The organism is Endozoicomonas sp. G2_2 (assembly GCF_017744135.1).
Classification (GTDB): Bacteria; Pseudomonadota; Gammaproteobacteria; order Nevskiales; family Salinisphaeraceae; genus Salinisphaera.
The window spans coordinates 153,234-177,698 of sequence record NZ_JAGHQU010000006.1 but is presented as its reverse complement, the minus strand read 5'-3'; the positions used below and the strand labels follow the sequence as shown (position 1 = coordinate 177,698).

At 65.3% G+C, this 24,465-nt stretch carries 21 protein-coding genes and 1 pseudogene; 11 read left to right on the top strand and 11 right to left on the bottom strand.

The features are described from left to right. Positions 1 to 132: 132 nt before the first annotated feature. Complete coding sequence (gene sppA / locus J7355_RS09300; protein WP_209061939.1) at positions 133 to 2,010, top strand: signal peptide peptidase SppA; 1,878 nt, start codon at positions 133 to 135, stop codon at positions 2,008 to 2,010. A gap of 3 nt (positions 2,011 to 2,013) precedes the next feature. After that, positions 2,014 to 2,982 (top strand): glutathione S-transferase family protein, encoded by a 969-nt coding sequence (locus J7355_RS09295; protein ID WP_209061937.1) that lies wholly within the window; start codon positions 2,014 to 2,016, stop codon positions 2,980 to 2,982. Between the two features lie 6 nt (positions 2,983 to 2,988). Here the strand turns inward: J7355_RS09295 and J7355_RS09290 are convergent, their stop codons facing one another. Beyond that, positions 2,989 to 3,762, bottom strand: a complete 774-nt coding sequence (locus J7355_RS09290; protein ID WP_209061935.1) for a glycerophosphodiester phosphodiesterase — start codon at positions 3,760 to 3,762, stop codon at positions 2,989 to 2,991. A gap of 108 nt (positions 3,763 to 3,870) precedes the next feature. On the opposite strand from J7355_RS09290, the gene metC reads away from it, so the two are divergent. Together metC and J7355_RS09280 are read left to right on the top strand one after the other, a co-directional pair. After that, entirely contained in the window at positions 3,871 to 5,034 is a 1,164-nt protein-coding gene (metC, locus tag J7355_RS09285; protein ID WP_209061933.1) for a cystathionine beta-lyase, read from the top strand. Between the two features lie 53 nt (positions 5,035 to 5,087). Beyond that, complete coding sequence (locus J7355_RS09280) at positions 5,088 to 5,756, top strand: hypothetical protein (RefSeq protein ID WP_209061931.1); 669 nt, start codon at positions 5,088 to 5,090, stop codon at positions 5,754 to 5,756. A gap of 38 nt (positions 5,757 to 5,794) precedes the next feature. On the opposite strand, the gene nadC is transcribed toward J7355_RS09280, so the two are convergent. From nadC to egtC, 3 genes are all read right to left on the bottom strand, one after another. After that, the gene (nadC, locus tag J7355_RS09275) at positions 5,795 to 6,664 is read right to left on the bottom strand and encodes a carboxylating nicotinate-nucleotide diphosphorylase (protein WP_209061929.1); all 870 of its coding nucleotides are present in this window, start codon (positions 6,662 to 6,664) and stop codon (positions 5,795 to 5,797) included. A 68-nt stretch (positions 6,665 to 6,732) separates the two neighbouring features. Then, positions 6,733 to 7,869, bottom strand: coding sequence for an SUMF1/EgtB/PvdO family nonheme iron enzyme (locus J7355_RS09270; protein WP_209061927.1), 1,137 nt, complete (start codon positions 7,867 to 7,869; stop codon positions 6,733 to 6,735). Then, positions 7,866 to 8,630: an ergothioneine biosynthesis protein EgtC gene (gene egtC / locus J7355_RS09265; RefSeq protein ID WP_209061925.1), complete on the bottom strand. Its 765-nt coding sequence runs from the start codon at positions 8,628 to 8,630 to the stop codon at positions 7,866 to 7,868. The genes J7355_RS09270 and egtC overlap by 4 nt, the downstream gene beginning before the upstream one ends. A gap of 89 nt (positions 8,631 to 8,719) precedes the next feature. Here egtC and egtD point away from each other — a divergent pair, with 89 nt between their 5' ends. Then, the gene (gene egtD, locus J7355_RS09260; RefSeq protein WP_209061924.1) at positions 8,720 to 9,715 is read left to right on the top strand and encodes an L-histidine N(alpha)-methyltransferase; all 996 of its coding nucleotides are present in this window, start codon (positions 8,720 to 8,722) and stop codon (positions 9,713 to 9,715) included. Between the two features lie 25 nt (positions 9,716 to 9,740). Here the strand turns inward: egtD and argF are convergent, their stop codons facing one another. The 3 genes from argF to J7355_RS09245 form a co-directional block, all read right to left on the bottom strand. Continuing rightward, positions 9,741 to 10,640 carry an ornithine carbamoyltransferase gene (gene argF / locus J7355_RS09255; protein WP_209061922.1) on the bottom strand — a complete coding sequence of 300 codons (900 nt, stop codon included), beginning with the start codon at positions 10,638 to 10,640 and terminating at the stop codon, positions 9,741 to 9,743. Positions 10,641 to 10,642: 2 nt separating this feature from the next. Continuing rightward, the gene (locus tag J7355_RS09250; RefSeq protein ID WP_209061920.1) at positions 10,643 to 11,833 is read right to left on the bottom strand and encodes an acetylornithine transaminase; all 1,191 of its coding nucleotides are present in this window, start codon (positions 11,831 to 11,833) and stop codon (positions 10,643 to 10,645) included. A gap of 123 nt (positions 11,834 to 11,956) precedes the next feature. Further along, a complete protein-coding gene (locus J7355_RS09245; protein WP_209061918.1) occupies positions 11,957 to 12,565 on the bottom strand; it encodes a superoxide dismutase in 609 nt (202 codons plus the stop codon). A 161-nt stretch (positions 12,566 to 12,726) separates the two neighbouring features. Between J7355_RS09245 and J7355_RS09240 the strand changes: the two genes are divergently transcribed. From J7355_RS09240 to J7355_RS09220, 6 genes and pseudogenes are all read left to right on the top strand, one after another. Further along, a complete protein-coding gene (locus tag J7355_RS09240) occupies positions 12,727 to 14,301 on the top strand; it encodes a hydantoinase B/oxoprolinase family protein (RefSeq protein ID WP_209061916.1) in 1,575 nt (524 codons plus the stop codon). A gap of 66 nt (positions 14,302 to 14,367) precedes the next feature. Further along, complete coding sequence (grxD, locus tag J7355_RS09235; protein ID WP_247739886.1) at positions 14,368 to 14,697, top strand: Grx4 family monothiol glutaredoxin; 330 nt, start codon at positions 14,368 to 14,370, stop codon at positions 14,695 to 14,697. Between the two features lie 74 nt (positions 14,698 to 14,771). Continuing rightward, a pseudogene (gene icd / locus J7355_RS09230) lies at positions 14,772 to 16,013 on the top strand (isocitrate dehydrogenase (NADP(+))); the annotation flags it as partial. A gap of 96 nt (positions 16,014 to 16,109) precedes the next feature. After that, on the top strand, positions 16,110 to 16,541 hold the full coding sequence (locus J7355_RS17710) for a CBS domain-containing protein (RefSeq protein WP_348523024.1): 432 nt from the start codon (positions 16,110 to 16,112) through the stop codon (positions 16,539 to 16,541). A 76-nt stretch (positions 16,542 to 16,617) separates the two neighbouring features. After that, on the top strand, positions 16,618 to 17,388 hold the full coding sequence (locus J7355_RS09225) for a molybdopterin-binding protein (RefSeq protein ID WP_209061912.1): 771 nt from the start codon (positions 16,618 to 16,620) through the stop codon (positions 17,386 to 17,388). Positions 17,389 to 17,483: 95 nt separating this feature from the next. Then, positions 17,484 to 19,172 carry an EAL domain-containing protein gene (locus J7355_RS09220; protein WP_209061910.1) on the top strand — a complete coding sequence of 563 codons (1,689 nt, stop codon included), beginning with the start codon at positions 17,484 to 17,486 and terminating at the stop codon, positions 19,170 to 19,172. A gap of 12 nt (positions 19,173 to 19,184) precedes the next feature. Here the strand turns inward: J7355_RS09220 and J7355_RS09215 are convergent, their stop codons facing one another. Genes J7355_RS09215 through ppsA form a run of 4 tightly spaced genes read right to left on the bottom strand, consistent with a single transcriptional unit; the run spans position 19,185 to position 24,407 of the window. Continuing rightward, positions 19,185 to 20,222 carry an MBL fold metallo-hydrolase gene (locus J7355_RS09215; RefSeq protein WP_209061908.1) on the bottom strand — a complete coding sequence of 346 codons (1,038 nt, stop codon included), beginning with the start codon at positions 20,220 to 20,222 and terminating at the stop codon, positions 19,185 to 19,187. A gap of 22 nt (positions 20,223 to 20,244) precedes the next feature. Further along, positions 20,245 to 21,120 carry a DMT family transporter gene (locus J7355_RS09210; protein WP_209061906.1) on the bottom strand — a complete coding sequence of 292 codons (876 nt, stop codon included), beginning with the start codon at positions 21,118 to 21,120 and terminating at the stop codon, positions 20,245 to 20,247. After that, positions 21,117 to 21,950, bottom strand: a complete 834-nt coding sequence (locus J7355_RS09205) for a sulfurtransferase (RefSeq protein WP_209061904.1) — start codon at positions 21,948 to 21,950, stop codon at positions 21,117 to 21,119. Before J7355_RS09205 ends, J7355_RS09210 begins: the two co-directional genes overlap by 4 nt. A gap of 36 nt (positions 21,951 to 21,986) precedes the next feature. Next, complete coding sequence (gene ppsA / locus J7355_RS09200) at positions 21,987 to 24,407, bottom strand: phosphoenolpyruvate synthase (protein ID WP_209061902.1); 2,421 nt, start codon at positions 24,405 to 24,407, stop codon at positions 21,987 to 21,989. Positions 24,408 to 24,465 lie beyond the last annotated feature (58 nt).

Sequence of the window (24,465 nt, the reverse complement as noted above, 5' to 3'; positions counted from 1 at the left end):
CCGCCGAATTCAAGTCGCGAGGCGTTACGCGAGCGGCTACACTGCCACGCGTCGCACGCGTTTGCATCCATCGTCAGTTCCTGTGCGATCCGGCCCGTTCTCGCGGTCTTGATCGACGCCCACGGAGTTTTTGTGGCCAAGAAACCTTCGCTGATTCGTCGTTTTTTCCGGGGCATCTGGCGCACGATCGCGCTGATCTATGCCCTCGTGCTGATCGTGCTGCTGCTGATCGTGCCGGTGGGCATCTATTTCGCCTTCTTCGACGGGCCCGGGGTGGTCGTGGAGCAGGACAGTGCACTGGTGTGGGCGCCGACCGGCGATCTGGTCGAACAGCGCAGTCGCGGCGTGGGCAATCTGGTCGGGTCGCTGGTGTCCGAGCCGCAGCGTCAGTCGGTGGTGCGCGACCTGATCGAGTCGCTCGATCGCGGCGCGGAGGACGACCGCATCAAGCTCGCTTTTCTCAAACTCGACGAACTCGGCAGCGCCCAGCCGGGGCAAGTGCAGGATCTGGTTGCCGCCATCGACCGCTTTAAGCAGTCCGGCAAGCCCGTGTTCGCCTGGTCGCCGTCCTACGGTCAGGCGCAGTACGCGCTGGCCAGTCATGCCGATACGGTCTACATGGACCCCTTCGGCTATGTCTTCATCCCCGGTTACGGCGTCTATCGCAATTACTACAAGGACGCGATCGACAAGCTCGGTGTAGAGATCAACGTGTTTCGCGTGGGCGAATACAAATCCTATGTCGAGCCGTTCACCCGTAACGACATGTCGCCCCAGGCGCGGGCGGCGAACAAGACCTGGATGAATTCCCTCTGGCAGACGTATCGCGAGAAGGTCAGTGCGCAGCGCGACTTTGAGGCCGAACACGTCAGCGACTATGTCGACGGTTTCGCGCAGGCCCTCGAGCGGGCCGACGGCGATGCCGCGCAGGTGGCGCGCGACGCGAATCTGGTCGACGAGGTCGCCTCGCTGGCCGATGTCCGCGATGCCATGCGCGAACAGGTCGGCACCGACGAGTCGCACGGCAGTTTTCGCCAGATTCACCACGTGGACTATCTCAACGCGACGGATGCCGAGCAGCCCGCGCCGCGAACCGACAGCCGTATCGCGACCGTGGTCGTGGAAGGGGCGATTGTGGATGGCGAAAGCGTACCCGGCCAGGCGGGCGGCGACACGATTGCGCGCATGATCGCCGACGCGCGTCGCGACGATCACGTGGCTGCGCTGCTGTTGCGGGTGAATTCGCCCGGCGGATCGGTCACCGCTTCCGAGCGCATTCGCGAGCAGGTCGCGCTGACCCGCGAGGCCGGCAAGCCGGTGGTGGTGTCGATGGCCGGGGTCGCGGCCTCGGGCGGCTACTGGATATCGATGAACGCCAACGAGATCTGGGCCGAGCCGGCGACGATCACCGGCTCCATCGGTATCTTCGGCATCGTGCCCACCTTTGCCAAGCCGCTGGAGGATCTGGGCATCCATACCGACGGCGTGGGCACGACGCCGCTGTCGGGCGCGCTGCGTCTCGATCAGCCGCTGTCGGAGCCGGTCAAGATGATGCTGCAGGCGGGTGTCGAACACGGCTACGACCAGTTCGTCGGCCGGGTCGCGCAGGCGCGCGACATGCAGGAAGACGCTGTCCGGCGGATTGCCGAAGGGCGCGTGTGGAGCGGCTCGGACGCCGAGCGGATCGGCCTGGTCGACAAACTGGGCGGCTATGTGGACGCCGAGAAGGCCACGGCCTCGCTCGCCGGTTTGGGCGAGGGCGACTATGCGCTGCAGGCCATGCAGCCGCCGGCCGACTGGCGTACCGCGGTACGTGAGTTTCTTTCCTCGCACGTCGAGTCGGCACTGGTGCCGGACTGGATCTCCCAGGCCACCGATCTGTCCGCGTTCGACTGGCTACGCAGTGGTCTCAGCGATCCGCGCCATCTCTATGCGCACTGTTTCTGCGCGCTGGATACGCGCGCGCCAGCGACACGCAGCGTCGCGGCGCCCCGTCAACCCGTGGAGTAAGCGATGGGACTTCTCGTCGAAGGGCAATGGAAAGACCAATGGTACGACACCGAGTCGACCGGCGGCCAGTTCGTGCGCGAGTCGGCCGGCTTCCGTGACTGGGTGAGTCCGGATCCGGACGCACGCTTTGCCGCCGAGCCCGGCCGCTATCATCTGTACGTGTCGCTGGCCTGTCCCTGGGCGCACCGCACGCTGATCATGCGTCGGTTGAAGGGGCTGGAAGACGTCATCGGCGTGTCGATCGTGGACCCGTACATGGGCGAATGGGGCTGGAGTTTTTCCGATGCCCCCGGCGCGATCCCCGATACGCTGTACGGACTCGATCATCTGTTCGAGCTTTATCAGAAGGCCGCCAGCGGCTATACCGGGCGCGTGACCACGCCCACGCTGTGGGACCGGCGCCACGAGACCATCGTGTCGAACGAATCCGCGGACATCCTGCGCATGTTCAACAGCGCGTTCGACGCTTTCGCTCGGCATCCGGAGCTGGATGTCTATCCCGAGCCGCTGCGTGCGGATATCGATGCCGTCAACGAGCGCGTCTATCACGACGTCAACAACGGCGTGTACAAGGCTGGGTTCGCGACCACGCAGGCGGCCTATGAAGAAGCCTTCGAGGCGCTGTTCGCGACGCTCGACTGGCTCGATTCGCGCCTGGCCGAGCAACGCTATCTCGTTGGCGATCGCGTGACCGAAGCCGACTGGCGGCTGTTCGTGACGCTGGTGCGCTTCGATGCCGTCTATGTGGGCCACTTCAAGTGCAATCTGCGGCGTATCGCCGACTATCCCCATCTGTCGGGCTATCTGCGCGAGCTCTACCAGACGCCGGGCATCGCCGAGACCACCGACTTCGACCATATCAAGCAGCATTACTACCGCAGCCACGGCACGATCAATCCGACCGGTATCGTGCCGGTCGGCCCGGCGCTCGATCTCTACGCGCCGCACGGGCGCGAAGCGGTCGGTCTCTAGCGCGGTTCAGGCAGGCGCTCGGGCGCGCGCGGCATCGAGCGCGCGCTGCAGGCGCAGCGGATGATTGGTAAAGATCCATTCCACACCGCGGGCAATCTCGCGCATCAGCACGCCGGGCCGGCTGACGAAGCCCGCGCCCACGAACGGGCGGGCTGTCTGTAGCGCCCGGATCTGACGCTGGCGCATGAGCAGATGCGGGCCGGCGAGTCCGGCGCAATCGTGGCTCAGCGTCCAGCGCTGGATCTCGCCGAGATTGAGCTTGGCCACCGGCAGGTGGCAGGCCGCAGGCAGGGCGGCCACGGCCTCGAACAGCGGCATCTCCAGCGACAGCACGTGGAAATCGCGTACCGGCACGAGCGCGGCGAGGCGATCGGTGAATCGCTGCTCGGCGCGCGCGCTGCCGCGCGTCTTGAGCTCGGCCATGAAGTGGGTGCGTCCGCTGTAGCGTTCGATCAATTCATCCAGATGCGGCAGGTTCGGCGCCTGCCGGCGAAGGCGTTTCCAGGGCGTTTGCGCAACCACGTCCGGCAGGCCGAATACGCGCTTGAGATCGGCATCGTGAACGACCACGGGTTCGTCGTCGCGGGTATAGCGCACGTCGAACTCGATGGCGGCCACGCCGGCCTCGATCGTCGGGTCGAAGGCGGCGAAGGTGTTTTCCTGCACGCTCACGTCGTCGCGCTCACCGCGATGCGCGACGATTCGCGCGCGCTCCAGGCGCGCGGCATCGGGTGTACGCCGAGGCAGGCAGGACAGAAGCCGCTCGGCGGTGTGGGACAATAGATCTTCGACGCAAGAATTCACTGGCTTATCGGCTGGTTTTGGCCCGGGCAGTATAGACGTCTCGCCCGGCGTGCAGGCCAGCTTTTAGGAGCGCATCGTCCCGACATGAAAAGAGCAACCCGCCTCGTGCACGCCGGCCGCGATTCGGCGGCCCAGCAGGGCATGGTCAATCCGCCCGTCTATCACGCGTCCACCGTACTGTTCGAATCCCTCGACGCGCTCGAGCAGGCCTCGAAAAACCCGTTCGAAGGCATGTACTACGGCCGCAACGGCACGCCGGTACAGTTCGCCTTCGAACAGGCGGTCGCGGAAATGGAAGGCGCGTTCGGCGCGGTCACCACGTGTTCGGGGCTGGCCGCGATCACTGCCGCGCTCATGAGCGGCGCAGAGCAGGGGGCGCATTTTCTGGTCACCGACAACGTCTACGGCCCGACGCGCAAGCTCTGCGACGGTCTGCTGCGCCGGCTCGGGGTGACGACGGAATATTTCGACCCGACGATTTCCGCCGACGCGCTGGAGCAGCGCATCACCGCCGACACACGGGTGCTGTTTCTCGAGGCGCCGGGTTCGCTGACGTTCGAAATCAGCGATGTGCCTGCGCTGGCCGAAGTTGCGCATCGCCACGATGTCGTCGTCATGGCCGACAACACCTGGGCGACACCGCTGTATTTCGACGCGCTCGCCCACGGCGTAGACATATCCATTCATGCCGCGACCAAGTATCTCGTCGGCCACGCGGACGCCATGCTCGGCGTGATCAATTGCGTCGAGGCCCAGTACCTGCGGGTGCGCAAGACGGCTGCCGGCATGGGCTACTGCGCCGGGCCGGACGATATCTATCTCGGCCTGCGCGGTCTGCGCACGCTCGGTCAGCGGCTGCCCGTGCACGAGGCGAACGCGCGCGCACTGGCGGACTGGCTGGCCGATCAGGCCGGTGTGGCACGGGTGCTTCACCCGGCCCGCGCGGATCATCCTCAGCACGCGCTGTTCGCACGCGATTTCACCGGATCGAGCGGGCTGTTCTCGGTCGTGCTCGAGCCCGTCGATCGCTCGCGGCTCGCGGCCATGCTCGATCATCTCGAACTGTTTGGCATGGGCTTTTCCTGGGGCGGCTACGAAAGCCTCGTGCTGGCCGTGAACCCGGAAACCATGCGCAGTGCCACCGCGTGGCAGGCCGCGGGGCCGACCCTGCGTATCCACGCCGGCCTGGAGGATGTCGACGACCTGGTCGCGGATCTCGATGCCGGATTAAGAAGATTGCGCGGCTGACGATATAGCCCCGAGGCCGCGATTCGCGTGGCCGTCACCAAGCGGGGTTGTCGATGAACAAGTGGAAGGGGTGGGCCGCAGCGGGCCTCGTGTGTGCAACGGGTGTGGCGCAGGCCGCGAGCATTGGCGCGGGCGTCGTCGCCGGCACGCTGGGCGTGGGCGGGCAGGTGTCCTATGCCTGGACCGAACGCGTGCAGCTGCGCGCCATGGTGGCCGGCGCGAGCGCTGACCTCGATTTCGAGGCCGACGGCGGCAGTGATCTCGAATACAGCGGCAATATCGATCTGCTGCACGGCGCGTTGCTGGTGGATTATCACCCCTTTGCCGGCGCCTTTCGGGTCACCGCGGGCGTGATGATCAACGACGACGAACTGCGCGGCGATGCCACGTGCACGCAGATCGCCTGCGATCTCGGCGATAGCGAAGGGATTCTCGTGCGCGGCGACCGGCTCGACGCCCGTATCAGCTATGACCCACTGTCGCCCTATCTCGGGATCGGCTGGGGCAAGGCGCCGGGCGCCGAAGGCGGATTCGCCCTGACGGCCGATCTCGGCGTGTTCTATCTGGGCAACCCGGACGTGAACGTCGATCTGAGCGGGCCGTCGACCCTCAACCCGATCGCACAAGACGCGGTACGCGAAGAAGAACGCGCCATCGAGGACGACGTCGACGCGCTGCCGCTTTATCCGGTAGTGATGGTCGGCGCAACCTGGCGATTCTGAGCCTTCGCATCGGCAGACGCAGTAGGCGGGTCTCTTGTCTACTGCGTCTGCATGCGCATCGAGAAATCGGTGGCCTTAATGTGCTTGGTCAGGCCGCCGATGGAGATGCGATCCACGCCCGTGTCGGCGATCTCGCGCACGTTGCGCAGATTGATGTCGCCGGATGCCTCGATGACGATATCGCGGCGAAAGCGGCGTCGATGCGCATCGGCCATGTTCACCGCGCGAGTAAGCACATGGCTCGGCAGATTGTCGAGCAGCACGCCATCGATACCGGCCTCCAGGGCCTGTTCCAGTTCTTCGAGGGTTTCTATTTCAACCTGCACGAACAGGCCCTCGGCCGTTTCGCGGGCGCGCTGCACGGCGGTTTCGATCGAGCCCGCCGCCGTGATGTGGTTTTCCTTGATCAGAATGGCGTCGAACAGGCCGAAGCGGTGATTGATTCCGCCCCCGCAGCGCACCGCATAGCGCTGGGCACTGCGTAAGCCGGGCAGGGTCTTGCGGGTATCGATGATCTGCGTGTTCGTGCCCTTCACACGTTCGACGAAGTCGGACGTCGCGCTGGCCACGCCGGACAGCAACTGCAGAAAATTCAGTGCTGTGCGTTCGCCGGTGAGCAGCGCGCGCACCGGGCCTTCGATTCGGCACACGGCCGTGTTGGAGCGGATACGCTGGCCGTCGCTATAGGCCCAGTCGATGGATACACCCTTGTCCAGCGCCGAAAACACGCGCTCGAACCAGGGCGAACCGGCGAGAATCGCGTTCTCGCGCACGACCACGCTCGCCGAGGCCCGCACTCCGGGATCAATCAGCGCGGCATTGCGATCGCCGTCGCCGACATCCTCGGCCAGCGCCTGATCGACCATCGGCCCGATGTCCGCGGGGAGCGTGAGATCTATTGGCGGCATTCGCTCATCCTGCCTGTGTGAAACGCAACGCAGTATAGGTCATTACTTCCCACGGTCGCTGTCTCGGTTCAGGCGCGTGCCAGGCGCAGGCCGGCGAAGACATGACGATGCGCGGGCGGATAGAAATTGCGAAAGCCCGGGCGGCGTACATCGATTTCGGTGTGCACGCTCGCGCCGCGGGCGACGAAGTGCGCGCCGTCGAACCAGGGCCGCGAATAGCCGTCGTAGGGAAAGGCCGTGAAGCCGGGGTAGGGATAAAAGGCGTCGTCGCACCATTGCCATACCCGCGCGTCGTCGGCGAGCACGCCCGTTCGGCGAGCGGCCTCCCACTCGATTTCGCGAGGCAGGCGTGCGCCCGCGTAGCGGGCGAATGCCCGTGCCTCGTACCAGCCGATGCCGTGAACCGGGGCCTGGCCGATATCGGTATCGATATCGGCGGGAATATCCCAGTCGTCGGCCCCCGCGGCGCGCCAGTGTTGCGGGTGTTGTATGGACTCGGCCACGCGCCAGGCCCAGCCGGCGTCGTCCCAGAATTCCGGCCGGGCATAGCCGCCGGCCTGCATGAAGCCGAGCCATTGGGCATTGCTCACACAACGCGGCGCGATATCGAACGTGGGCAGATGGGCGGTGAATACCGGCTGTTCGTTGTCGTAGGCGGCGATGTCGCTGCTGCCGATCGCCATGTCGCAGGCGTTGACCGTCTGCATCGCGGTGTCCGGCGCGGCCGCTGCGATGCCACTCGGCCGGGGCGCCGGCACGCGCGCCAGCGCGAGCTGGGCACGCGCCAGTCGCATGGTCTCGAGATGCTGGGCGTAGTGCTGGCGCAGAAAGGCTGCGAGATAACCATGGTCGAGCAACGGGTGGTCGTGATTGGCGGCCTGGCGCCAGTAGGCGTCGTTGTCGCGGCTGACTTCTGCAGCCCACTGCTTCAACGCGGCCGCATCCGGCAGGCGCGAACTGCGCTCGTCCTTGGCACAGATTTCCGGGAAATAGAGGTCGCACCAGGCGTCGGTCACACGGCGGTCGCCGAACACGCGCTCGGCGAGCCAGTATGTCTCCATGAAGAACACATGGCCAACGTGCCAGAGCATGGGGCTGAGTTCGGGATGACTTTGCGCGCGTTGTTCGGCCGGGGTCAGGCCGTCGACCATCGCCAGGCTCGCATCCCGCAGTTGCGCGAGCCGGGTCGGGGCGTTCTGGGTCATAGCTTTTCCCGGGCCGGCGCCGTGCCGGCCGTCACCACAATCATTTCGCCCGACTCTACGCCTGTCCAGCCGTTCTGGTTGTCGAACGCTTCGGAACCGATGGCCACGCCGCCGTGCCAGTCGGGGTGGAAATACAGCGATGGCGCATCGCCGTGCAGCGCATCGCGGGTGGCGACCATCTGCCGACCATCGCTGACGATCACATTCAGCAGAGCCCGTACATCGTGCGCGTCGGCCAGCCATTCGCGCACCAGCGCGAGGGCAGTGCGCACACGCTCGGCCAGCGTGCCGCGCTGCTGGCGGATCAGCGCGAACAGATATTCCGAATCGGTATTGCCGTTGATCGTGATTTCGATGTGCGGCTCGAGCGCGGCCCGCAGGCGTGCCCGGAGCGTATGCGCGAAGCGGTCAATGAAACCGTTGTGGGTGAACAGCAGTTCGCCGTCGTGGAACGGCTGGGTGTTCGCATAGTCGGTGCCCAGCCCCGCGGTGGCGCTGCGCACGTTGGCCAGCCAAACGCGCGATCGCAGACTGCGCGCGAGCGCGTCGAGATTGACGTCGGCCCAGATCGGCAGGATCTGGCGATAGCCGGCAGGCCGGCCCTGATCGTCGAGCCACGCCGCCCCCCAGCCGTCGGCATTCACGGTGGCGCTGACCATTTCCCTTGCGGCCCAGGATTGATGGGCCAGACCGTGCGGCGGCTCGCACACGAGTTCGCCGAGCGTGAGGGGCGGGCCGATGAAACCGGCAATTCGGCACATCCGTAAATGTCCGGGATATGAGGATTACTTTGCGATGATAACCTTCGCTGGCAACACGCCCAATCGGCCCGCAGAGCGGGTCTGCTGACATGCGAAACCCCGAGAAGGCGGCGCGCCTGACGAGCGCCGCGGTCGCGCCGGCCACGCCGGTGTCGACGCTGGCCGAGGATGTTCGCGCCGGTCTGTTGTCGCGTCCGCGCTGGCTGCCGCCGAAATATTTCTACGACGACCGCGGCTCCGAGCTGTTCGAAGCCATCTGCGAGACGCCCGAATATTATCCCTCGCGAACCGAGGCCGCCCTGCTGGCCGCGCATGGGCGCGAGATCATGGAATACGCGCGCTGCGATCACATGCTCGAGCTCGGCAGCGGCAGTTCCCGCAAGACGCGCCACTTGCTCGACGCCTGCGATGCCCTGAGCCAGGCTTGCAGCTACTGGCCGTTCGACGTCTCGGCGCAGATGATGCTCGATGCCGGCGCGGCGCTGGTACAGGACTACCCCTGGCTCGATGTACACGCGCTGATCGGCGACTACACCGGCGGGCTGAGCAACCTGCCGTTGCCGACAACCGGCCGCCGTCTGATCGTGTTCCTCGGCGGCACGCTGGGTAACTTCGAACCCGGCGCGGCACGCGGGATGCTCGAACAGATCGCCGCGTTGATGCGCGACGACGACCTGCTGTTGCTGGGCGTGGACCGGGTCAAGGACAGCGCCATACTCGAGGCAGCCTACGACGATGCGGCCGGCACAACCGCCGCATTCAATCGCAACGTTCTGCGGGTCCTCAACCGGGAACTCGGCGGCGATTTCCCGGTGGACAGCTACCGTCACCGGGCGGTGTTCGATCGCGCGCATGCGCGTATCGAAATGCGTCTTGCCGCGCGTCACGCGCATCGGGTCACGCTTGCGGCGCTGGATACGACGTTCGACATAGCCGCCGACGAGGAAATCGTGACCGAGTTCAGCCACAAGTTCACGCCGCAATCCCTGGATGCGCTGCTTGCCGATGCCGGGCTGGCGCTTGATCGTCATTTCGAGGCGCCGGCAGGCGCCTACTCGCTCGTGCTCGCGCGTCGCCGGGCGTGACGCGCCCGCCGCGGCATCGGCCGGTCTAGTGTGCGGCCAGCAGGTCCAGCAGCAGCGCCTTCTGGGCATGCAGGCGGTTTTCCGCCTCATCCCAGACCACGCTGTTGGGCCCGTCGATCACTTCCGCGCTGACTTCCTCGCCGCGATGCGCGGGCAGGCAATGCATGAACAGCGCGTCGTCCTTGGCCCAACTCATCAGGGCCTTGTTCACCTGATAGTTGGCGAAGTCGGCCAGGCGCACCTCGCGGTCGTCTTCGTCGCCCATGCTGGCCCACACATCCGTGAGCACAAGGTCGGCGCCGTCGGCGGCATGCGACGCGTCATCGCAGATCACCGCGCGCTCGCCACAGGTCTTGAGAATCTGGGGGTTGGGGCCGTAGCCCTCGGGCGTGGCGATGCGCAGGTCGAAGTCGAGCAGACGGGCGGCCAGCAGATAGGAGTGGCACATGTTGTTGCCATCGCCGATCCAGGCCACGGTCCTGCCGGCGATGTCGCCGCGGTGTTCCTTGAAGGTCTGAAGGTCCGCGAGCACCTGGCAGGGATGCAGGCGGTCGGTGAGGCCATTGATCACCGGCACGCTGGAATAGGCGGCGAAGCGCTCAAGCGTCTCGTGCGAGTGGTTGCGGATCATCACCACATCGACCATGCGCGAGAGTACGCGTGCGGTATCCTCCACCGGCTCGCCGCGCCCGATCTGGGTGTCCTGCGGCGACAGGAACAGCGCATGGCCGCCGAGCTGAGCCATGCCCGCCTCGAAGGACACGCGCGTGCGAGTGGAAGCCTTTTCGAACAGCATTGCCAGCGTGCGGCCGGCCAGCGGCGCCTGTCTCGGCGGCTTGCGCTTGAGCGCGATCGCGTTGTCGATGATGCGGTGGATGCCGTCGGCACCCAGATCGTCCAGGCTGAGAAAGTGTCGCAGGGTCATGATCAGTCAGCTTGCATAGTTTGAGTTGTCGTCATGCTCTCGATGAGATGACACACGCCATCGACCAGCCGTTCCACTTCGGCGGGGCCGATGATCAGCGGCGGCAGCAGTCGGATGACCGAGCCTGCCGTGACGTTCAGAAGAATGCCCTGTTCGCGCGCGGCGTCGACCAGTTCGGCGCAGGGCTCGCTCAATTCGATGCCGATCATCAAGCCGGCACCGCGGATTTCGACGACATGATCCAGCTCGCCGACACGCGCCTCGATCTGCTCGCGAATGGATTCGCCCATCGCGCCGGCGTGAGCGAGCAGGCCATCGTGTTCGATGGTGTCGAGCACGGCCAGCGCGGCGCGACAGGCCAGCGGGTTGCCGCCGAAAGTCGAGCCGTGGCTGCCGGGGCCGAACAGTTCGCCTGCAGCGCTGGCGACCAGCGCTGCGCCGATCGGCACGCCGCCGCCCAGGCCCTTGGCCAGGCACATCACATCCGGGGTGATGCCGGCGGCCTGATGCGCAAACCAGTGCCCCGTACGGCCCACGCCGGTCTGCACTTCGTCGATCATCATTAGCCAGTCGCGCTTGTCGCACAGTCGGCGTAGCGCGGGCAGGAAATCGGCCGGCGGCACGCGCACGCCGCCTTCGCCCTGGATGGGTTCGACGTGCACGGCGACGATGTTGTGATCCTCGAGTGCGGCGATCGCGTCGATGTCGCCGTAGGGCACGCGCACGAAGCCTGCCGGCATCGGCTCGAAGCCTTTCTGGGCGTTCGCGTTGCCGGTGGCGGCGAGCGCGGCCAGGGTGCGGCCGTGAAAGGCGCTTTCCATGACCACGATCACCGGCATGTCGATGCCGCGGTTGTGGCCGTGCAGGCGCGCGAGCTTGATCGCGGCTTCGTTGGCTTCGCTGCCGCTGTTGCCGAAGAACACCGCGTCCATGCCCGACAACGCGCACAGTCGATCGGCGAGTCGTGTCTGTACGTCGATCTCGTAGAGATTCGATGTGTGCAGCAGCGTGCTGGCCTGGTTGGTGATGGCCTCGACGAGTGCGGGGTGCGAATGGCCGAGCGCGCTGACTGCGATGCCGGACAGGGCGTCGAGATAACGGTTGCCGTCGCCGTCGAACAGCCAGGCGCCATGTCCACGCTCGAAGGCGACAGGCTGGCGCTTGTAGGTCGGTATCAGATGCGAATTGGCCATAAGGCGTCCTGACGGGCGCGTGTGCGCGCAAGGAAATCCATCCCCGCGAAAATCACGGCCCAAAACGAAAAACAGCCCCGCCGCAACGCGACGGGGCCGTATTCTAGCGCAACCGGCGCGGTCTTAGCCGACCTGCTCGTCGTAGCGCTTGGCGATGCCGTCCCAGTTGACGACGTTCCACCAGGCATCCACGTATTCCGGCTTGCGGTTCTGGTACTTCAGGTAGAAGGCGTGCTCCCACACGTCCAGGCCCATCACCGGCTTACCGGATTCGGACACCACGTCCATGATCGGGTTGTCCTGGTTCTGGGTGGACACGATCTTGAGCTGGTTGCCCTGCGGCACGAGCCACACGAAACCGGAACCGAACAGGCCCGTGGCGGCGTTCGTGAACTGTTCCTTGAAGTCGTCGAACGAGCCGAAGCTCGAATCGATCGCCGTGCCGAGGCTGCCCGTGGGCTTGCCGCCGCCGCTCGGCGACATGCTGTCCCAGAACAGGATGTGGTTGAAGTAACCGCCACCCTGGTTGCGAACGCCCGGGCCATGCTGGCCGGCCTTCGCGAGAATCGTCTCGAGGTCCTGATCTTCGAGCTCGGTGCCTTCGATGGCCTTCTTGAACTTGGTCAGGTAAGCGTTGTGATGCTTCTCGTAGTGAATCTCCATCGTACGACCGTCGATATACGGTTCGAGCGCGTCGTAGTCATAAGGTAGATCGGGCAGTTCAAATGCCATGACGTATCCCTTGTATTGAGATGAATGAATCAACGCCGACTAGTTATATAAGGTTTATTAAGCGCTTTTCAAAGCGCGGCCTTTGAACTACGGGTATTTACCCACGCCGCGCACCGGGTATCACGCTGATCTTTGACCGCCGCGTTGCTAGACTCGCGGGCATGACAACACCGGCTTCGAATTCCCCGGCCGACGCCATCGAGCTGGCCATCTTCGCCAGTCGCATCACGGCGGTGTGCGAGGAGATGGGCGCGAGTCTGGCCCAAGCTGCGTTCTCGCCGAATATCCGCGATCGGCTGGATTATTCCTGTGCCGTGTTCGATGCGCGCGGGCGCCTGTGCGCGCAGGCCGCGCACATCCCGGTGCACCTCGGCAGCATGGCGTATGCGATGGCCGATATCGTCGCGGCGCGCGAATGGGCGCCGGGGGAGATGATCGCGCTCAACGATCCCTACCTCGGCGGCACGCACCTGCCGGATGTCACCTTGATCGCACCGCTGTTCGTGGCCGATGAGCTGGTGGCGTTTGTCGCCAACCGGGCGCACCACGCCGATATCGGCGCCGATTCGCCGGGATCCATGCCCTTGTCGAAGAGCCTGGACGACGAGGGGCTCGTCATCGCGCCGGTCGCGCTCGTGACGCTCGACACGATCGACGAATCGGTGCTCGGCGGCTGGCTCGAACACCTGCGCAACCCGCCGATCGCCCGTGGTGATTTCAGCGCCCAGATCGCCGCCAACCGTATCGGCCTGTGGCGGCTGTCGGCGCTGATCGGCGAGGGTGAGGCGGCTGATGTCGAAGCGTTCGAGACGCGGCTGGCCGAATACAACGACTATGCGCGCAAGCTCGCCGCCAGCGCACTGGGCGCGTTGCCGAACGGCAGCTATCGTTTCACGGACGTGCTGGATGACGACGGCCAGGGCAACCATGACCTGACCATCGCCTGCCGTATCGATATCGACGCGGGCCGTGTGCGCGTGGATTTCAGCGGCAGCGCCGACCAGACCGCGGGCAACGTCAACTGTCCGCTGTCGGTCACGGCCGCGGGGGCCTTGTATGTCTTCAGATGCCTCATGCCGGCCCAGGTGCCGGCCTGTGCCGGGGCGTTCGAGGATATCGAGATCAGCGCGCCGGATGGATCACTGCTCAATGCGCGATACCCGAGGGCGGTTGCGGCCGGCAACGTCGAGACCAGTCAACGCGTGGTCGACGCCGTGCTCGGCGCGCTGGCCGAAGCGGTGGGCGATCGTATTCCGGCCGCCAGCCACGGGAGCATGAATAACGTGGCGCTGGGTTCGCATCGGTCCGACGCGCCGTGGGACTACTACGAAACCATGGGCGGCGGTCTCGGGGCCGGGCCGAATCGCGCCGGCGCAAGCGGTGTGCAGGCACACATGACCAACACGCTGAATACGCCGGTGGAGGTGCTGGAGCGGCATTTTCCGCTGCGCATGCGCCGCTATGCGCTACGCCGCGACAGCGGCGGTGCCGGCGCGCAGCACGGCGGCGACGGTCTGGTGCGCGAGATCGAATTCCTCGACGAGGCCAGCTATACCGTGCTCGCCGAACGCCGCCGCCATGCGCCCTGGGGGCGTGCGGGCGGCGCGCCCGGCAAGGTCGGCGAGAACCGGCTCGACGGCGAACCGCTCGAGCCGAAATGCTCGGGGATCGCGCAGGCCGGACAACGGCTGTCGATCGCGTCTGCCGGCGGGGGCGGTTACGGCGAGCGCCGATAACGAGCGCTCGACAGGCGCGTTATAATTCACGCCAGCAACAAGGTTTCATGAATAAAGGATGTCGCGATGAGCGCCAAGGCAATGGAAGTCATCAAGCAGGAAGTCGAGAACAACCCGATTGTGCTCTACATGAAGGGCACGCCGGACTTTCCGCAGTGCGGTTTCTCGGCCCGTAGCGCCGAGGCGTTGAAGGCCTGCGGCGTGCCGTTCAAGGCCGTCAACGTGTTCGACGACGAAGAGATCTATCGCCAGGGCGTGAAGGTCTATTCCAACTGGCCGACCATTCCGCAGCTGTTCGTCAACGGCGAGCTGGTCGGCGGTTCCGATATCGTCATCGACATGTTCCAGTCGGGCGAGCTCAAGAGCCTGCTCGAAAACGCCGCCAACAACGGCTGATACCGAATCCCCGCGCCGCCGGTTGCCCCCGGCGGCGCTTTGTTTTGCGAGAAGTTATCAAGGAGTAGTGGCCCATGGCCTACAAGCACGTGCGCTTGCCTGAAGACGGTCAGAAGATCACCGTCGAGAACGATCAGATGAATGTGCCGGACAACCCGATCCTCGGCTATGTCGAGGGTGACGGTATCGGCCCCGATATCACCAAGGCCTGCCTGCGCATCTGGGACGCCGCGGTCGAAAAGGCCTATGGCGGCAAGCGCAAGATCCACTGGGCCGAGCTGTTCATGGGCGAGAAGGCCGCAAAGGTCTACGACGGCGACTACTTCCCGGCCGAGACGCTCGAAGCGATCAAGGATCTCTGGGTCGCGATCAAGGGCCCGCTAACCACGCCGGTGGGCGAGGGCTTTCGTTCGCTGAACGTGTCGCTGCGTCAGGAGCTGGATCTGTACGCCTGCGTGCGACCCGTGCGCCATTACACCGGCGTGCCGTCGCCGCTGAAGGATCCGGGCAAGGTCGACGTGGTGATCTTTCGCGAGAACACCGAGGACGTCTACTGCGGTATCGAATACCAGTCCGGTTCGGACGAGAACAAGAAGCTCGCCAAGTTTCTCAAGGACGAAATGAAGGCGGACTTCTTCGACGATGCCGGCCTTGGCATCAAGCCGATTTCCGAGTTCGGCACCAAGCGCCTGGTGCGCAAGGCCATCCAGTACGCGATCGACAACGGCCGCGAATCGGTGACCCTGGTGCACAAGGGCAACATCATGAAGTTCACCGAGGGCGCGTTCCGTGCCTGGGGTTATGAAGTCGCCCGCGAGGAATTCGGCCACTGCACGATCACCGAGGACCAGCTGTACTCCGAGTACAACGGTCGTCAGCCGGAAGGCAAGATCGTGATCAAGGACCGCATCGCCGACATCATCTTCCAGCTCATGCTGCTGCGCCCGGATGATTTCGACGTGCTCGCCACCATGAACCTCAACGGCGACTATCTCTCGGACGCCGCGGCGGCCGAGGTCGGCGGCATCGGTATTGCGCCGGGCGCGAACATGTCCGACAACATCGCCGTGTTCGAGGCCACCCACGGCACCGCACCCAAGTACGCCGACAAGAACAAGGTCAACCCCGGTTCGCTGCTGTTCTCGGGCGTGAACATGCTCGAGTACATCGGCTGGCAGGAGGCCGCGGACCTGATTTCGCTGGCCTACCCGGAAGTGTTGGCAGACAAGATCGTGACCTACGATTTCGCCCGCAACATGGAAGGCGCCACGGAAGTCGGCACCAGCCAGTTCGCGGACGCGCTGATCGAGCAGATCCAGGGCGGCATCGATCTCGAAACCAAGCGCCAGCAGCGCAGTGACAAGCTGGCGCGCGAGCGCAAGCAGCGCGAGATCCGTCGTCTGCTGCAGCCGATGGAAGAGATGATGGCGAGCGGGCGCACGCCGACGTCCGTGTCGGACGTGATGACCCGTTCGCTGATCACCGTGACCGATGCCACCAGCGTGCACGATGCGATGCACGAGATGCGCAAGAACGAGGTGTCCTCGCTGGTCGTGGAACAGAACGACTCGGGCGAGTGGGGCATCATGACGCGCCGCGATATCGTCACCAAGATCGTGCGCGACAACAAGTCGCCCACGGACATCACGGTCGGCGAGATTGCGTCGCGTCCGGTGGTCACGGTGGCGCCCGAGACGCAGCTGCGCGAAGCGGCCAACGTCATTGCCGAGAAGAACATCAGCCGCCTGCTGGTGGCCGGCAAGGATGGCGAGCTGCTCGGCATCACCACCGAGACCGATATCTTCGGTGCCATCGAGCAGTCGGGCTGGCTGCCCGAGGCCTGATGACCGCAGGCCGCACCGGTGTTCAGGCGGGCCACGTTTCGACGTGGCCCGCTTGTTTGTGCTTGCGCATCGGCCAATGAGCGCGCCAGCCACCCGCCGCGAACGGATCGGCATTCTGCTGATCGGCGACGAACTGCTGTCCGGAAAGCGCGTCGACAAGCATATGCCGAGCGTCATCGACATCCTCGACGCCCGCGGCATGGAGCTGTCCTGGGCGCGTATGGTCGGCGACGATGCCGGTCTGCTCGAGGACACGCTGCGACAGACGATGAGCGGCGACGACATCGTCTTCAGCTTTGGCGGGATCGGTGCGACGCCCGACGATCGCACCCGCCAATGCGCGGCCGCAGCGGTCGGCGTATCGCTGGAGTTCAACGCCGAAGGCAGGGCGCTGCTCGAAGCGCGCTTCGGCGACGACGCTTACCCCAAGCGTATCCATATGGTCGAATGGCCGGTCGGCTCACGGGTAATCCCCAATCCCGTGAATCAGGTGCCCGGTTTTTCCTTTGGCCATCACCATTTCGTGCCCGGTTTCCCGAAAATGGCGTGGCCGATGGTCGAGTGGGTGCTCGATACCCACTATGCCGACCTGCAGCGCGCCGAGCGCAACGTGGAGTTGTTGCTGGAAGTGCGCGACACGCCGGAAAGTGCGCTCATCGATCTCATGCAGCACGTCATGGATGCCCATCCCGATGTACGAATCGCCTGTCTGCCCAATGCCAGCGGGCGACGCGCGATCGAATTCGGGGTAAGGGGAAGCGCGGTTGCGGCCGATAACGCGTTCAGAGCGCTCGAATCGGCCCTGGTCGAGATGGGCGTTCCGCTCGGTAGACGTGCCCGACGATGAGCCCGCCCGGTTCAGGCGTCGATAACAAACTGAATGCGGCTGTTTTTTTCAGTTCTCAATGCTAAAGTCGGGTCATCGCCTGGGGGGAGGCCGGTTTGCAACAGTCCAACGCGGAGTATTTCTCGCACCTGGTGCGCGCTTTGCGCTGTCGGGTTTCTCGCTATGCCTACTATGGCCTGGCGATTGCCGTCGTTGCCGTCGTTCTGGCCACCGTCGCCGCCGTCGTTCTGGCCGGTGAGCCGCTGACCCTGTCCAATCTCTATGCCGCCCAGCGCAACAACGTGACGCTGCTGGCGATGGACGTCATGCCGTTCGTGTTCGCCCTGTGGGGGCAGTATGTGCACGTGATCCTCTCGCACGAAGCCGGCGCCATGGTGCTCGACGAGACCGATCGCCTGCGAACCGACAAGGCGGCGCTACAGGCCGAAGCCCGTCGTCTCGAGCAGCAGGACGCGCTGACCGGGCTTGCCAACCGCACGCACTTCATCGAACTGCTGGAAAACAGCCTTGCCGCGGCGCATCTCAACCGCACGCGTATCGGCATCATCGTGCTGGACCTCGACGGTTTCTCGGAGGTCAACGATCAATTCGGCGCGGCCAACGGCGACCGCGTGCTCAAGAGCGTGGCCCGGCGGCTGGCCAACGCGGTGGAAGATTCCGCGCTCGTGCTGGCGCGGCTGGGCGGCGACAGTTTCGGGGTGCTGATCGAACACCTGCAGTCCAGCGAGGTGCTGGAAAAACTCGGGCGCCGGATTCAGGAAGTGCTCGAGCCGCCATGTGCGCTCGATCAGCTCTCGCTCAACCTCGGCGCCAGCATCGGCGCCGCGGTCTACCCGGACAACGCGCGCGACGCCTATGCGCTGCTCAACGCCGCGGATGGCGCCATGCAGCACGCCAAGACACGGGGCGGCGGCTTCGAACTGGTCAAGGCCCGGCTGCCGCTCAAGGACGCGGAGATGCACAGCCTCAGCGCGGAGCTGCGCGCGGCGATCGACGGCGACCAGCTCGTGCTGCATCTCCAGCCGCTGGTCGATATCCAGGCGGATCGCGTGCATGGCGTCGAAGCGTTGGTGCGCTGGCAGCATCCGCGCCGCGGGCTGATCATGCCGGGCGACTTCATTCCACGCGCGGAGCGCAGTGGGCTGATGCGCGACCTGTCGAACTGGGTATTGCGCCGTGCCCTGCAGTACACGGCCGAACTGCGGGCCGAAGGCTGGCCGCTGCGCATGTCGGTCAATCTGTCCGCGCGCTCACTGCTCGACCCCGATTTCCCCGACGTGCTGGCCGGCCTGCTGGCCGCCTACGAAGTGCCAAGCAAGTCACTCACGCTGGAAATCACCGAAGACACCCTGATGGCCGATCAGCGCCGGACGCTGGATATCATCACGCGCGTGGCCAATATGGGCGTACAGATCTCGATCGACGATTTCGGCACCGGCTATTCGCAGCTCGCATACCTCAAGCGGTTGCCGGCTTCGGAGATCAAGATCGACCGCTCCTTCGTCACCGACATGCTGGTCTCGAAAACCGACCTGTCGATCGTGCAGGCGACCATCGGCCTGGGCCATGCACTCGGACTGCGGGCCGTGGCCGAAGGCATCGAAAACGAAAACCAGGCCGATCGCTTGCGCGTGCTCGGCTGCGACCTCATGCAGGGCTTTTACATCGGCCGCCCCATGCCGGTCGACAAGCTGCGCGAATGGCTCGACCAGTGGCATCTGCATCACGAGCCCCAGCCCACCACAGTACGCGTCGAACCGCCGGAATCGCCGCGCCTGAATTAGCGCTGACAGGCGCTAGCGTGATTCGGACAGTTCGAAGCGCTCGCCGAAGCGCGGCACGATGAAATCCCGCGGTTTCAGCCCCGCCTGTGCGCGTGCTTCGGCGAGAGCGGCCGCCGGCGCGTCACGCGCTTCGTCGCTGAGCTTGAACGTGCCGAAATGGATGCCGACGCTCTGCATCGCGCCGAGCTGCTCGTGGGCCCGCACTGCATCGGCCGGGTTCATGTGTTGCTGGGCCATGAACCAGCGCGGTTCGTAGGCGCCGATGGGCAGCAGCGCCAGCCGCGGTGCGCCAAGCCGCTCGCGAATGTGCGCGAAATGCGGCGCCATGCCGGTGTCGCCGGCGAAGTAGATGCCGCCCGCCGGCGTGTCGATCCAGTAGCTTGCCCACAGGGTCTTGTTGCGATCGAAGATGCCACGGCGCGACCAGTGCCGCGCCGGAGTCGCGGTCAAAGCCAGCGGCCCGGGCAGCTCGACCTTTTCCCACCAGTCCGTCGTGGCGACGCGTGTCGCGCCGGTATCGCGTAGCCACGCGCCGAGGCCGAGGCCGGCGACGAACAGCGGATCGTGGTGTTCGACGAGCCGTTCGACGGTCGGTCGATCGAGGTGGTCGTAATGCGCATGGCTGATGAGCACGACATCGATTGGCGGCAGATCCGCGAAGGCGACACCCGGCGGATGGTAGCGCCGCGGCCCGAACCACGACACCGGACTCACGCGCTGCGAGAACACCGGGTCGGTGAGAATATTCACCCCCGCGCTCTGGATGAGCACGGTCGCGTGGTTGATCCAGGTAATCGTGACACCCTCGTCGACCCGTGGCGGCGGCGGGGCGGGCGCATCGAATGTGTCGATTCGCTCCCAGGGATGGTTGTCGCGTGTACGCATCCAGCGCAGCAGGTCGCCGAACCCGTGCTCGATGGGCTCGGCGTTATAGAAGCGTTCCCCGTCGAAATGATCGCTTACCGGGCCTTTGTAACCGTGGCTGCTGCAGCCGGCGCTTGCCAGCATGGCCGCCACGCTCAACACGACGCGCCCGATTGGTGATTTCATGATGACAATTCCGGTAAAAGCGTCACGCGCGCGCGGTACGGGAGCCGCGTTGGCGCATGACAACGACAATTAGCGCGGCCGCAATCACGCAGAGTCCGCCGACGCCACTCAGCATATCGGGACGCTCGCCCCACACAAGCCAGCCGATCAGTGCGGCAAACAGTACCGTGGTATAGATCAACGCACCGATATGTGCCGCCGGTGCCAGGGCATAAGCGCGCGTGAGCAGCAATTGTCCGCCGGCGGCGATCACGCCGAGCCCGGCCAGGGCGCTCCATTGCGTCGGCGAGGGCGTCTGCCAGTGCATCGCGGCCGGCACCGCGGAAACGAGGGTGCCGAGCACGCTGAACCAGAGCACGATACGGACCGCGGGCTCGGTATCCGACATGCGACGGATGGCGGCCATCGAGGTCGCGGCCAGTATGCCGGCCGCCAGGCCGGCGATGCCTGCAGGCCCCGCCCAGCCCATGCCGGGTTTGAGAATCAGGATCACACCCACGAAGCCGATCAGAACGGCGGGATAGATGCGCAGGGGCGGACGCTCGCCGAGCCAGGCCCAGGCGATGAACGGCAGGAACAGCGGCTGGCTGTAGTTCAGCAGCACGGCGCTGGCCAGCTGCATCTGCGACAGGGCGTAGAAGAAGCAATACATCGCGGCCAGCCCCGTGGTCGCGCGCAGCAGATGCATGCCCGGGCGGCGAGTGCTGAAGGAGGCGCGCTTGCCGGGCGACCACGCGATCCAGGGCAAAAGAACGAGCAGCGCGAAAGCGTTGCGGAAGAACACCACCACTGAGTTCGGCAGGTCACCGCCGACGGTCTTGACCAGGGCACTCATCGCCGCGAAGCATGCGGCGCCACCAATCGCGTAGGCTGCGCCACGGCGCAGCGGGTGCGTCATTGTCGTGTCGCGGCGTCGGTGTTGCGCGAGACCGGCGTGCTGTCGTCATTGCCCCAGTCCGACCAGGCACCGGGGTAGCCCCGCACCTTGTCGAAACCGAGATACTTGAGCACGAGGTAGGAATACGACGAGCGCACGTGGCTCTGGCAATAGTTCACGATGTCCCGCTCGCTTTCGATATCGTGGCTGGCGATCAGCTGGAGCAGTTCCGCGCGCGGCCGCAGACGGCCGTCAGGGCCCTTGAGGAGGTTCCAGTCGAGGCTCACGGCTCCGGGGATATGCCCGCCGCGCGCACTGCGTACGTCGTCCCCCGCGTATTCCGCAGCGCTGCGTACATCCAGAAAGGCGGTGTCCGGATCGTCCAGATGGGCCTGGATCCAGGCCTTGTCCGCAATACGATCCGGCTGGCGTTCCACCGAGAAGGTACTCGCGCCGGCCTGCGGCGCGCCGTTCTCGAGCGGTAGTCCGGCGGCGTGCCAGGCGCCCAGGCCGCCATCCAGTAACGAGATCGCACCGTGGCCCATGGCATCCAGCGTATAGAGCAGGCGCGCGGCCTGGCCGTCGCCGGCCCGGTCGTAGGCGACGATATGCGCGTCGTTACGCAGGCCGGTATCCGAGAACACTTCGCGCAGAGCCGCCTCGTCGGGCAGCAGCCCGGCCACCGGCGGCGCGCTCGCCGTGAAGTCGGCCATGCTGATCTGCAGCGCGCCCGGGATGTGCGCCTGGGCGTAATCGTGGGCGCTGTCGACGGCCACGACTTGCACACCGGCTTCGTCGAGCACGCTGTTCAGCGTTTGTGCATCGATGAAAAGCGGAAGCGTCTCGGCCATGAAGACTCCTGTGGTTGGAACCGGGCGCGGGCGCGCCTAAACGCGCTCGCCGGCCAGATAGAGCCAGGTGCTGACCACGGTATCCGGGTTCAGCGACATGCTCTCGATGTCCTGCTCGAGCAGCCATTTCGCCAGATCCGGATAGTCGGACGGGCCCTGGCCGCAAATGCCCACATACTTGTTCTGGCGCTTGCAGGCCGAGATCGCCTTTTCGAGCATCACCTTGACCGCCGGGTCGCGTTCGTCGAAAAGATGCGAGATCAGCCCCGAGTCGCGATCGAGGCCCAGCGACAGCTGCGTCATGTCGTTGGAGCCGATCGAGAAGCCGTCGAAGTATTCGAGGAATTCGTCCGCGAGGATCGCGTTCGAGGGCAGCTCGCACATCATGATCACGCGCAGATCGTCCTCGCCGCGCTTGAGTCCGTGTGTAGCAAGCAGTTCGCTCACGCCGCGTGCTTCGCCGAGGGTGCGCACGAACGGGATCATGATCTGGACGTTCTTCAGGCCCATGTCATTGCGCACGCGCTTGACCGCTTCCAGCTCGAGCTCGAAGCAGGGCGTGAAGTCCTCGGCGAGATAGCGCGAGGCGCCGCGCCAGCCGATCATCGGATTCTCTTCGTCCGGTTCGTAGCGCTCGCCGCCGATGAGGTTGGCATATTCGTTGGACTTGAAGTCCGACAGGCGCACGATAACCGGCTTGGGCGCGAACGCGGCCCCGATGGTGGCAATGCCTTCCACCAGCCGATCGATATAGAACTCGACCGGGCTGGCGTAGCCGGCGATATGCGCGTCAATGGTGCGCTTGAGTTCGTCCGACTGGTCGTCGTATTCGAGCAGCGCGCGCGGGTGCACGCCGATCTGGCGATTGATGACGAACTCCAGCCGTGCCAGCCCCACGCCCGCGTTCGGCGTCATCGCGAAGTCGAAGGCGCGGTCGGGGTTGCCGACGTTCATCATGATCTTGGTGTTGATCTTCGGCATTTCGTCGAGCGAGACCTCGTCGACATTGAAGTCGATCTCGCCCTCGTAGACGTAGCCGGTGTCGCCCTCGGCGCAGGACACCGTCACGGCCATGCCGTCGGTGAGCTTGTCGGTGGCGTCGCCGGTGCCGACCACGGCCGGAATGCCAAGCTCACGCGCGATGATCGCTGCGTGGCAGGTGCGGCCGCCGCGGTTGGTCACGATCGCCGAGGCACGCTTCATGACCGGCTCCCAGTCCGGATCGGTCATGTCGGTGACCAGGATGTCGCCGGCCTGGACCTTGTTCATCTCCTTGATGGACTTGACGTTGCGCACCGCGCCCGCGCCCACGCGCTGGCCGATGGAACGCCCTTCGACCAGCACTTCGCGGCCGGAGGAGTCGAGGCGATAGCGTTCCAGCGTGCCGCCGCTGTTGGACTTCACCGTTTCCGGGCGTGCCTGCAGGATATAGAGTTCGCCCGTTTCGCCGTCCTTGCCCCATTCAATATCCATCGGGCGGCCGTAGTGGCGCTCGATGATCAGTGCCTGCGCGGCCAGGGCCTCGGCGTCGGCATCGGTGATCGAGAACTTCGCCTGTTCGGCGGCGTCCACGTCGACGAATTCGGTGGTCTTGCCGTGGCTGCGATCGGCCGTGTAGACCATCTTGACCGCCTTGCCGCCGTTCACGCGGCGCAGAATCGCCGGGCGTTTGGCGTCGACGTTCGGCTTGTAGACGTAGAACTCGTCCGGATTCACCGCGCCCTGGACCACGGCCTCGCCAAGGCCCCAGGAACTGGTAATGAACACCACCTGGTCGAAACCGGATTCGGTATCGATCGTGAACATCACGCCCGAGGCGCCCGTATCCGAGCGGACCATGCGCTGGATCCCGGCCGACAGGGCCACCTGGCTGTGTTCGAAGCCCTTGTGTACGCGATAGGAAATGGCGCGGTCGTTGAACAGCGACGCGAACACGTCCTTGATCGCGAGCATGACGTTATCCAGCCCGCGCACGTTGAGGAAGGTTTCCTGCTGGCCGGCGAAGGACGCGTCGGGCAGGTCCTCGGCGGTGGCCGAGGAGCGCACCGCGACCGATATGTCCTTGTTCTCGCCGGCAAGCTTGTCGAAGGATTCGCGAATCGCGTCCTCGAGCTCGGGCGGGAAGGGGTGTTCGATGACCCAGTTGCGGATCTTTTCGCCGGTTTCGGCCAGCGCGTCGACGTCCTCGACATCGAGCGCGTCGAGCGCTGCGTTGATGCGGTCGGCGAGGCCATCATGGGCCAGGAATTTGCGATAGGCATCGGCCGTGGTGGCAAAGCCGTCGGGTACGTTCACCCCGGCGTCTGCCAGATGGCTGATCATCTCGCCGAGGGAGGCGTTCTTGCCACCGACCCTCTCGACGTCATTCATTCCCAATTGGCTAAACCAGATAACGTGCTCGTCTTGCACAGATTCCGTCCTCGCAGGGCAAACGTTCGAGCGCGCAATTTTACACATTCGCGTCGCCTGCCGGGGCGCGGATGTCCCACCGCACCGCTAGGCGCCGCGGCACGGC

Coding starts and splice junctions, on each gene's coding strand:
- J7355_RS09250 (WP_209061920.1), bottom strand. CDS start 11,833: ATGGCCAATTCGCATCTGATACCGACCTACAAGCGCCAGCCTGTCGCC.
- metC (WP_209061933.1), top strand. CDS start 3,871: ATGAAAAGAGCAACCCGCCTCGTGCACGCCGGCCGCGATTCGGCGGCC.
- nadC (WP_209061929.1), bottom strand. CDS start 6,664: ATGCCGCCAATAGATCTCACGCTCCCCGCGGACATCGGGCCGATGGTC.
- J7355_RS09205 (WP_209061904.1), bottom strand. CDS start 21,950: ATGGCCGAGACGCTTCCGCTTTTCATCGATGCACAAACGCTGAACAGC.
- J7355_RS09245 (WP_209061918.1), bottom strand. CDS start 12,565: ATGGCATTTGAACTGCCCGATCTACCTTATGACTACGACGCGCTCGAA.
- egtC (WP_209061925.1), bottom strand. CDS start 8,630: ATGTGCCGAATTGCCGGTTTCATCGGCCCGCCCCTCACGCTCGGCGAA.
- J7355_RS09295 (WP_209061937.1), top strand. CDS start 2,014: ATGGGACTTCTCGTCGAAGGGCAATGGAAAGACCAATGGTACGACACC.
- J7355_RS09270 (WP_209061927.1), bottom strand. CDS start 7,869: ATGACCCAGAACGCCCCGACCCGGCTCGCGCAACTGCGGGATGCGAGC.
- J7355_RS09225 (WP_209061912.1), top strand. CDS start 16,618: ATGAGCGCGCCAGCCACCCGCCGCGAACGGATCGGCATTCTGCTGATC.
- grxD (WP_247739886.1), top strand. CDS start 14,368: ATGAGCGCCAAGGCAATGGAAGTCATCAAGCAGGAAGTCGAGAACAAC.
- argF (WP_209061922.1), bottom strand. CDS start 10,640: ATGACCCTGCGACACTTTCTCAGCCTGGACGATCTGGGTGCCGACGGC.
- J7355_RS09240 (WP_209061916.1), top strand. CDS start 12,727: ATGACAACACCGGCTTCGAATTCCCCGGCCGACGCCATCGAGCTGGCC.
- J7355_RS17710 (WP_348523024.1), top strand. CDS start 16,110: ATGGAAGAGATGATGGCGAGCGGGCGCACGCCGACGTCCGTGTCGGAC.
- J7355_RS09210 (WP_209061906.1), bottom strand. CDS start 21,120: ATGACGCACCCGCTGCGCCGTGGCGCAGCCTACGCGATTGGTGGCGCC.
- J7355_RS09280 (WP_209061931.1), top strand. CDS start 5,088: ATGAACAAGTGGAAGGGGTGGGCCGCAGCGGGCCTCGTGTGTGCAACG.
- J7355_RS09215 (WP_209061908.1), bottom strand. CDS start 20,222: ATGAAATCACCAATCGGGCGCGTCGTGTTGAGCGTGGCGGCCATGCTG.
- ppsA (WP_209061902.1), bottom strand. CDS start 24,407: ATGTGTAAAATTGCGCGCTCGAACGTTTGCCCTGCGAGGACGGAATCT.
- egtD (WP_209061924.1), top strand. CDS start 8,720: ATGCGAAACCCCGAGAAGGCGGCGCGCCTGACGAGCGCCGCGGTCGCG.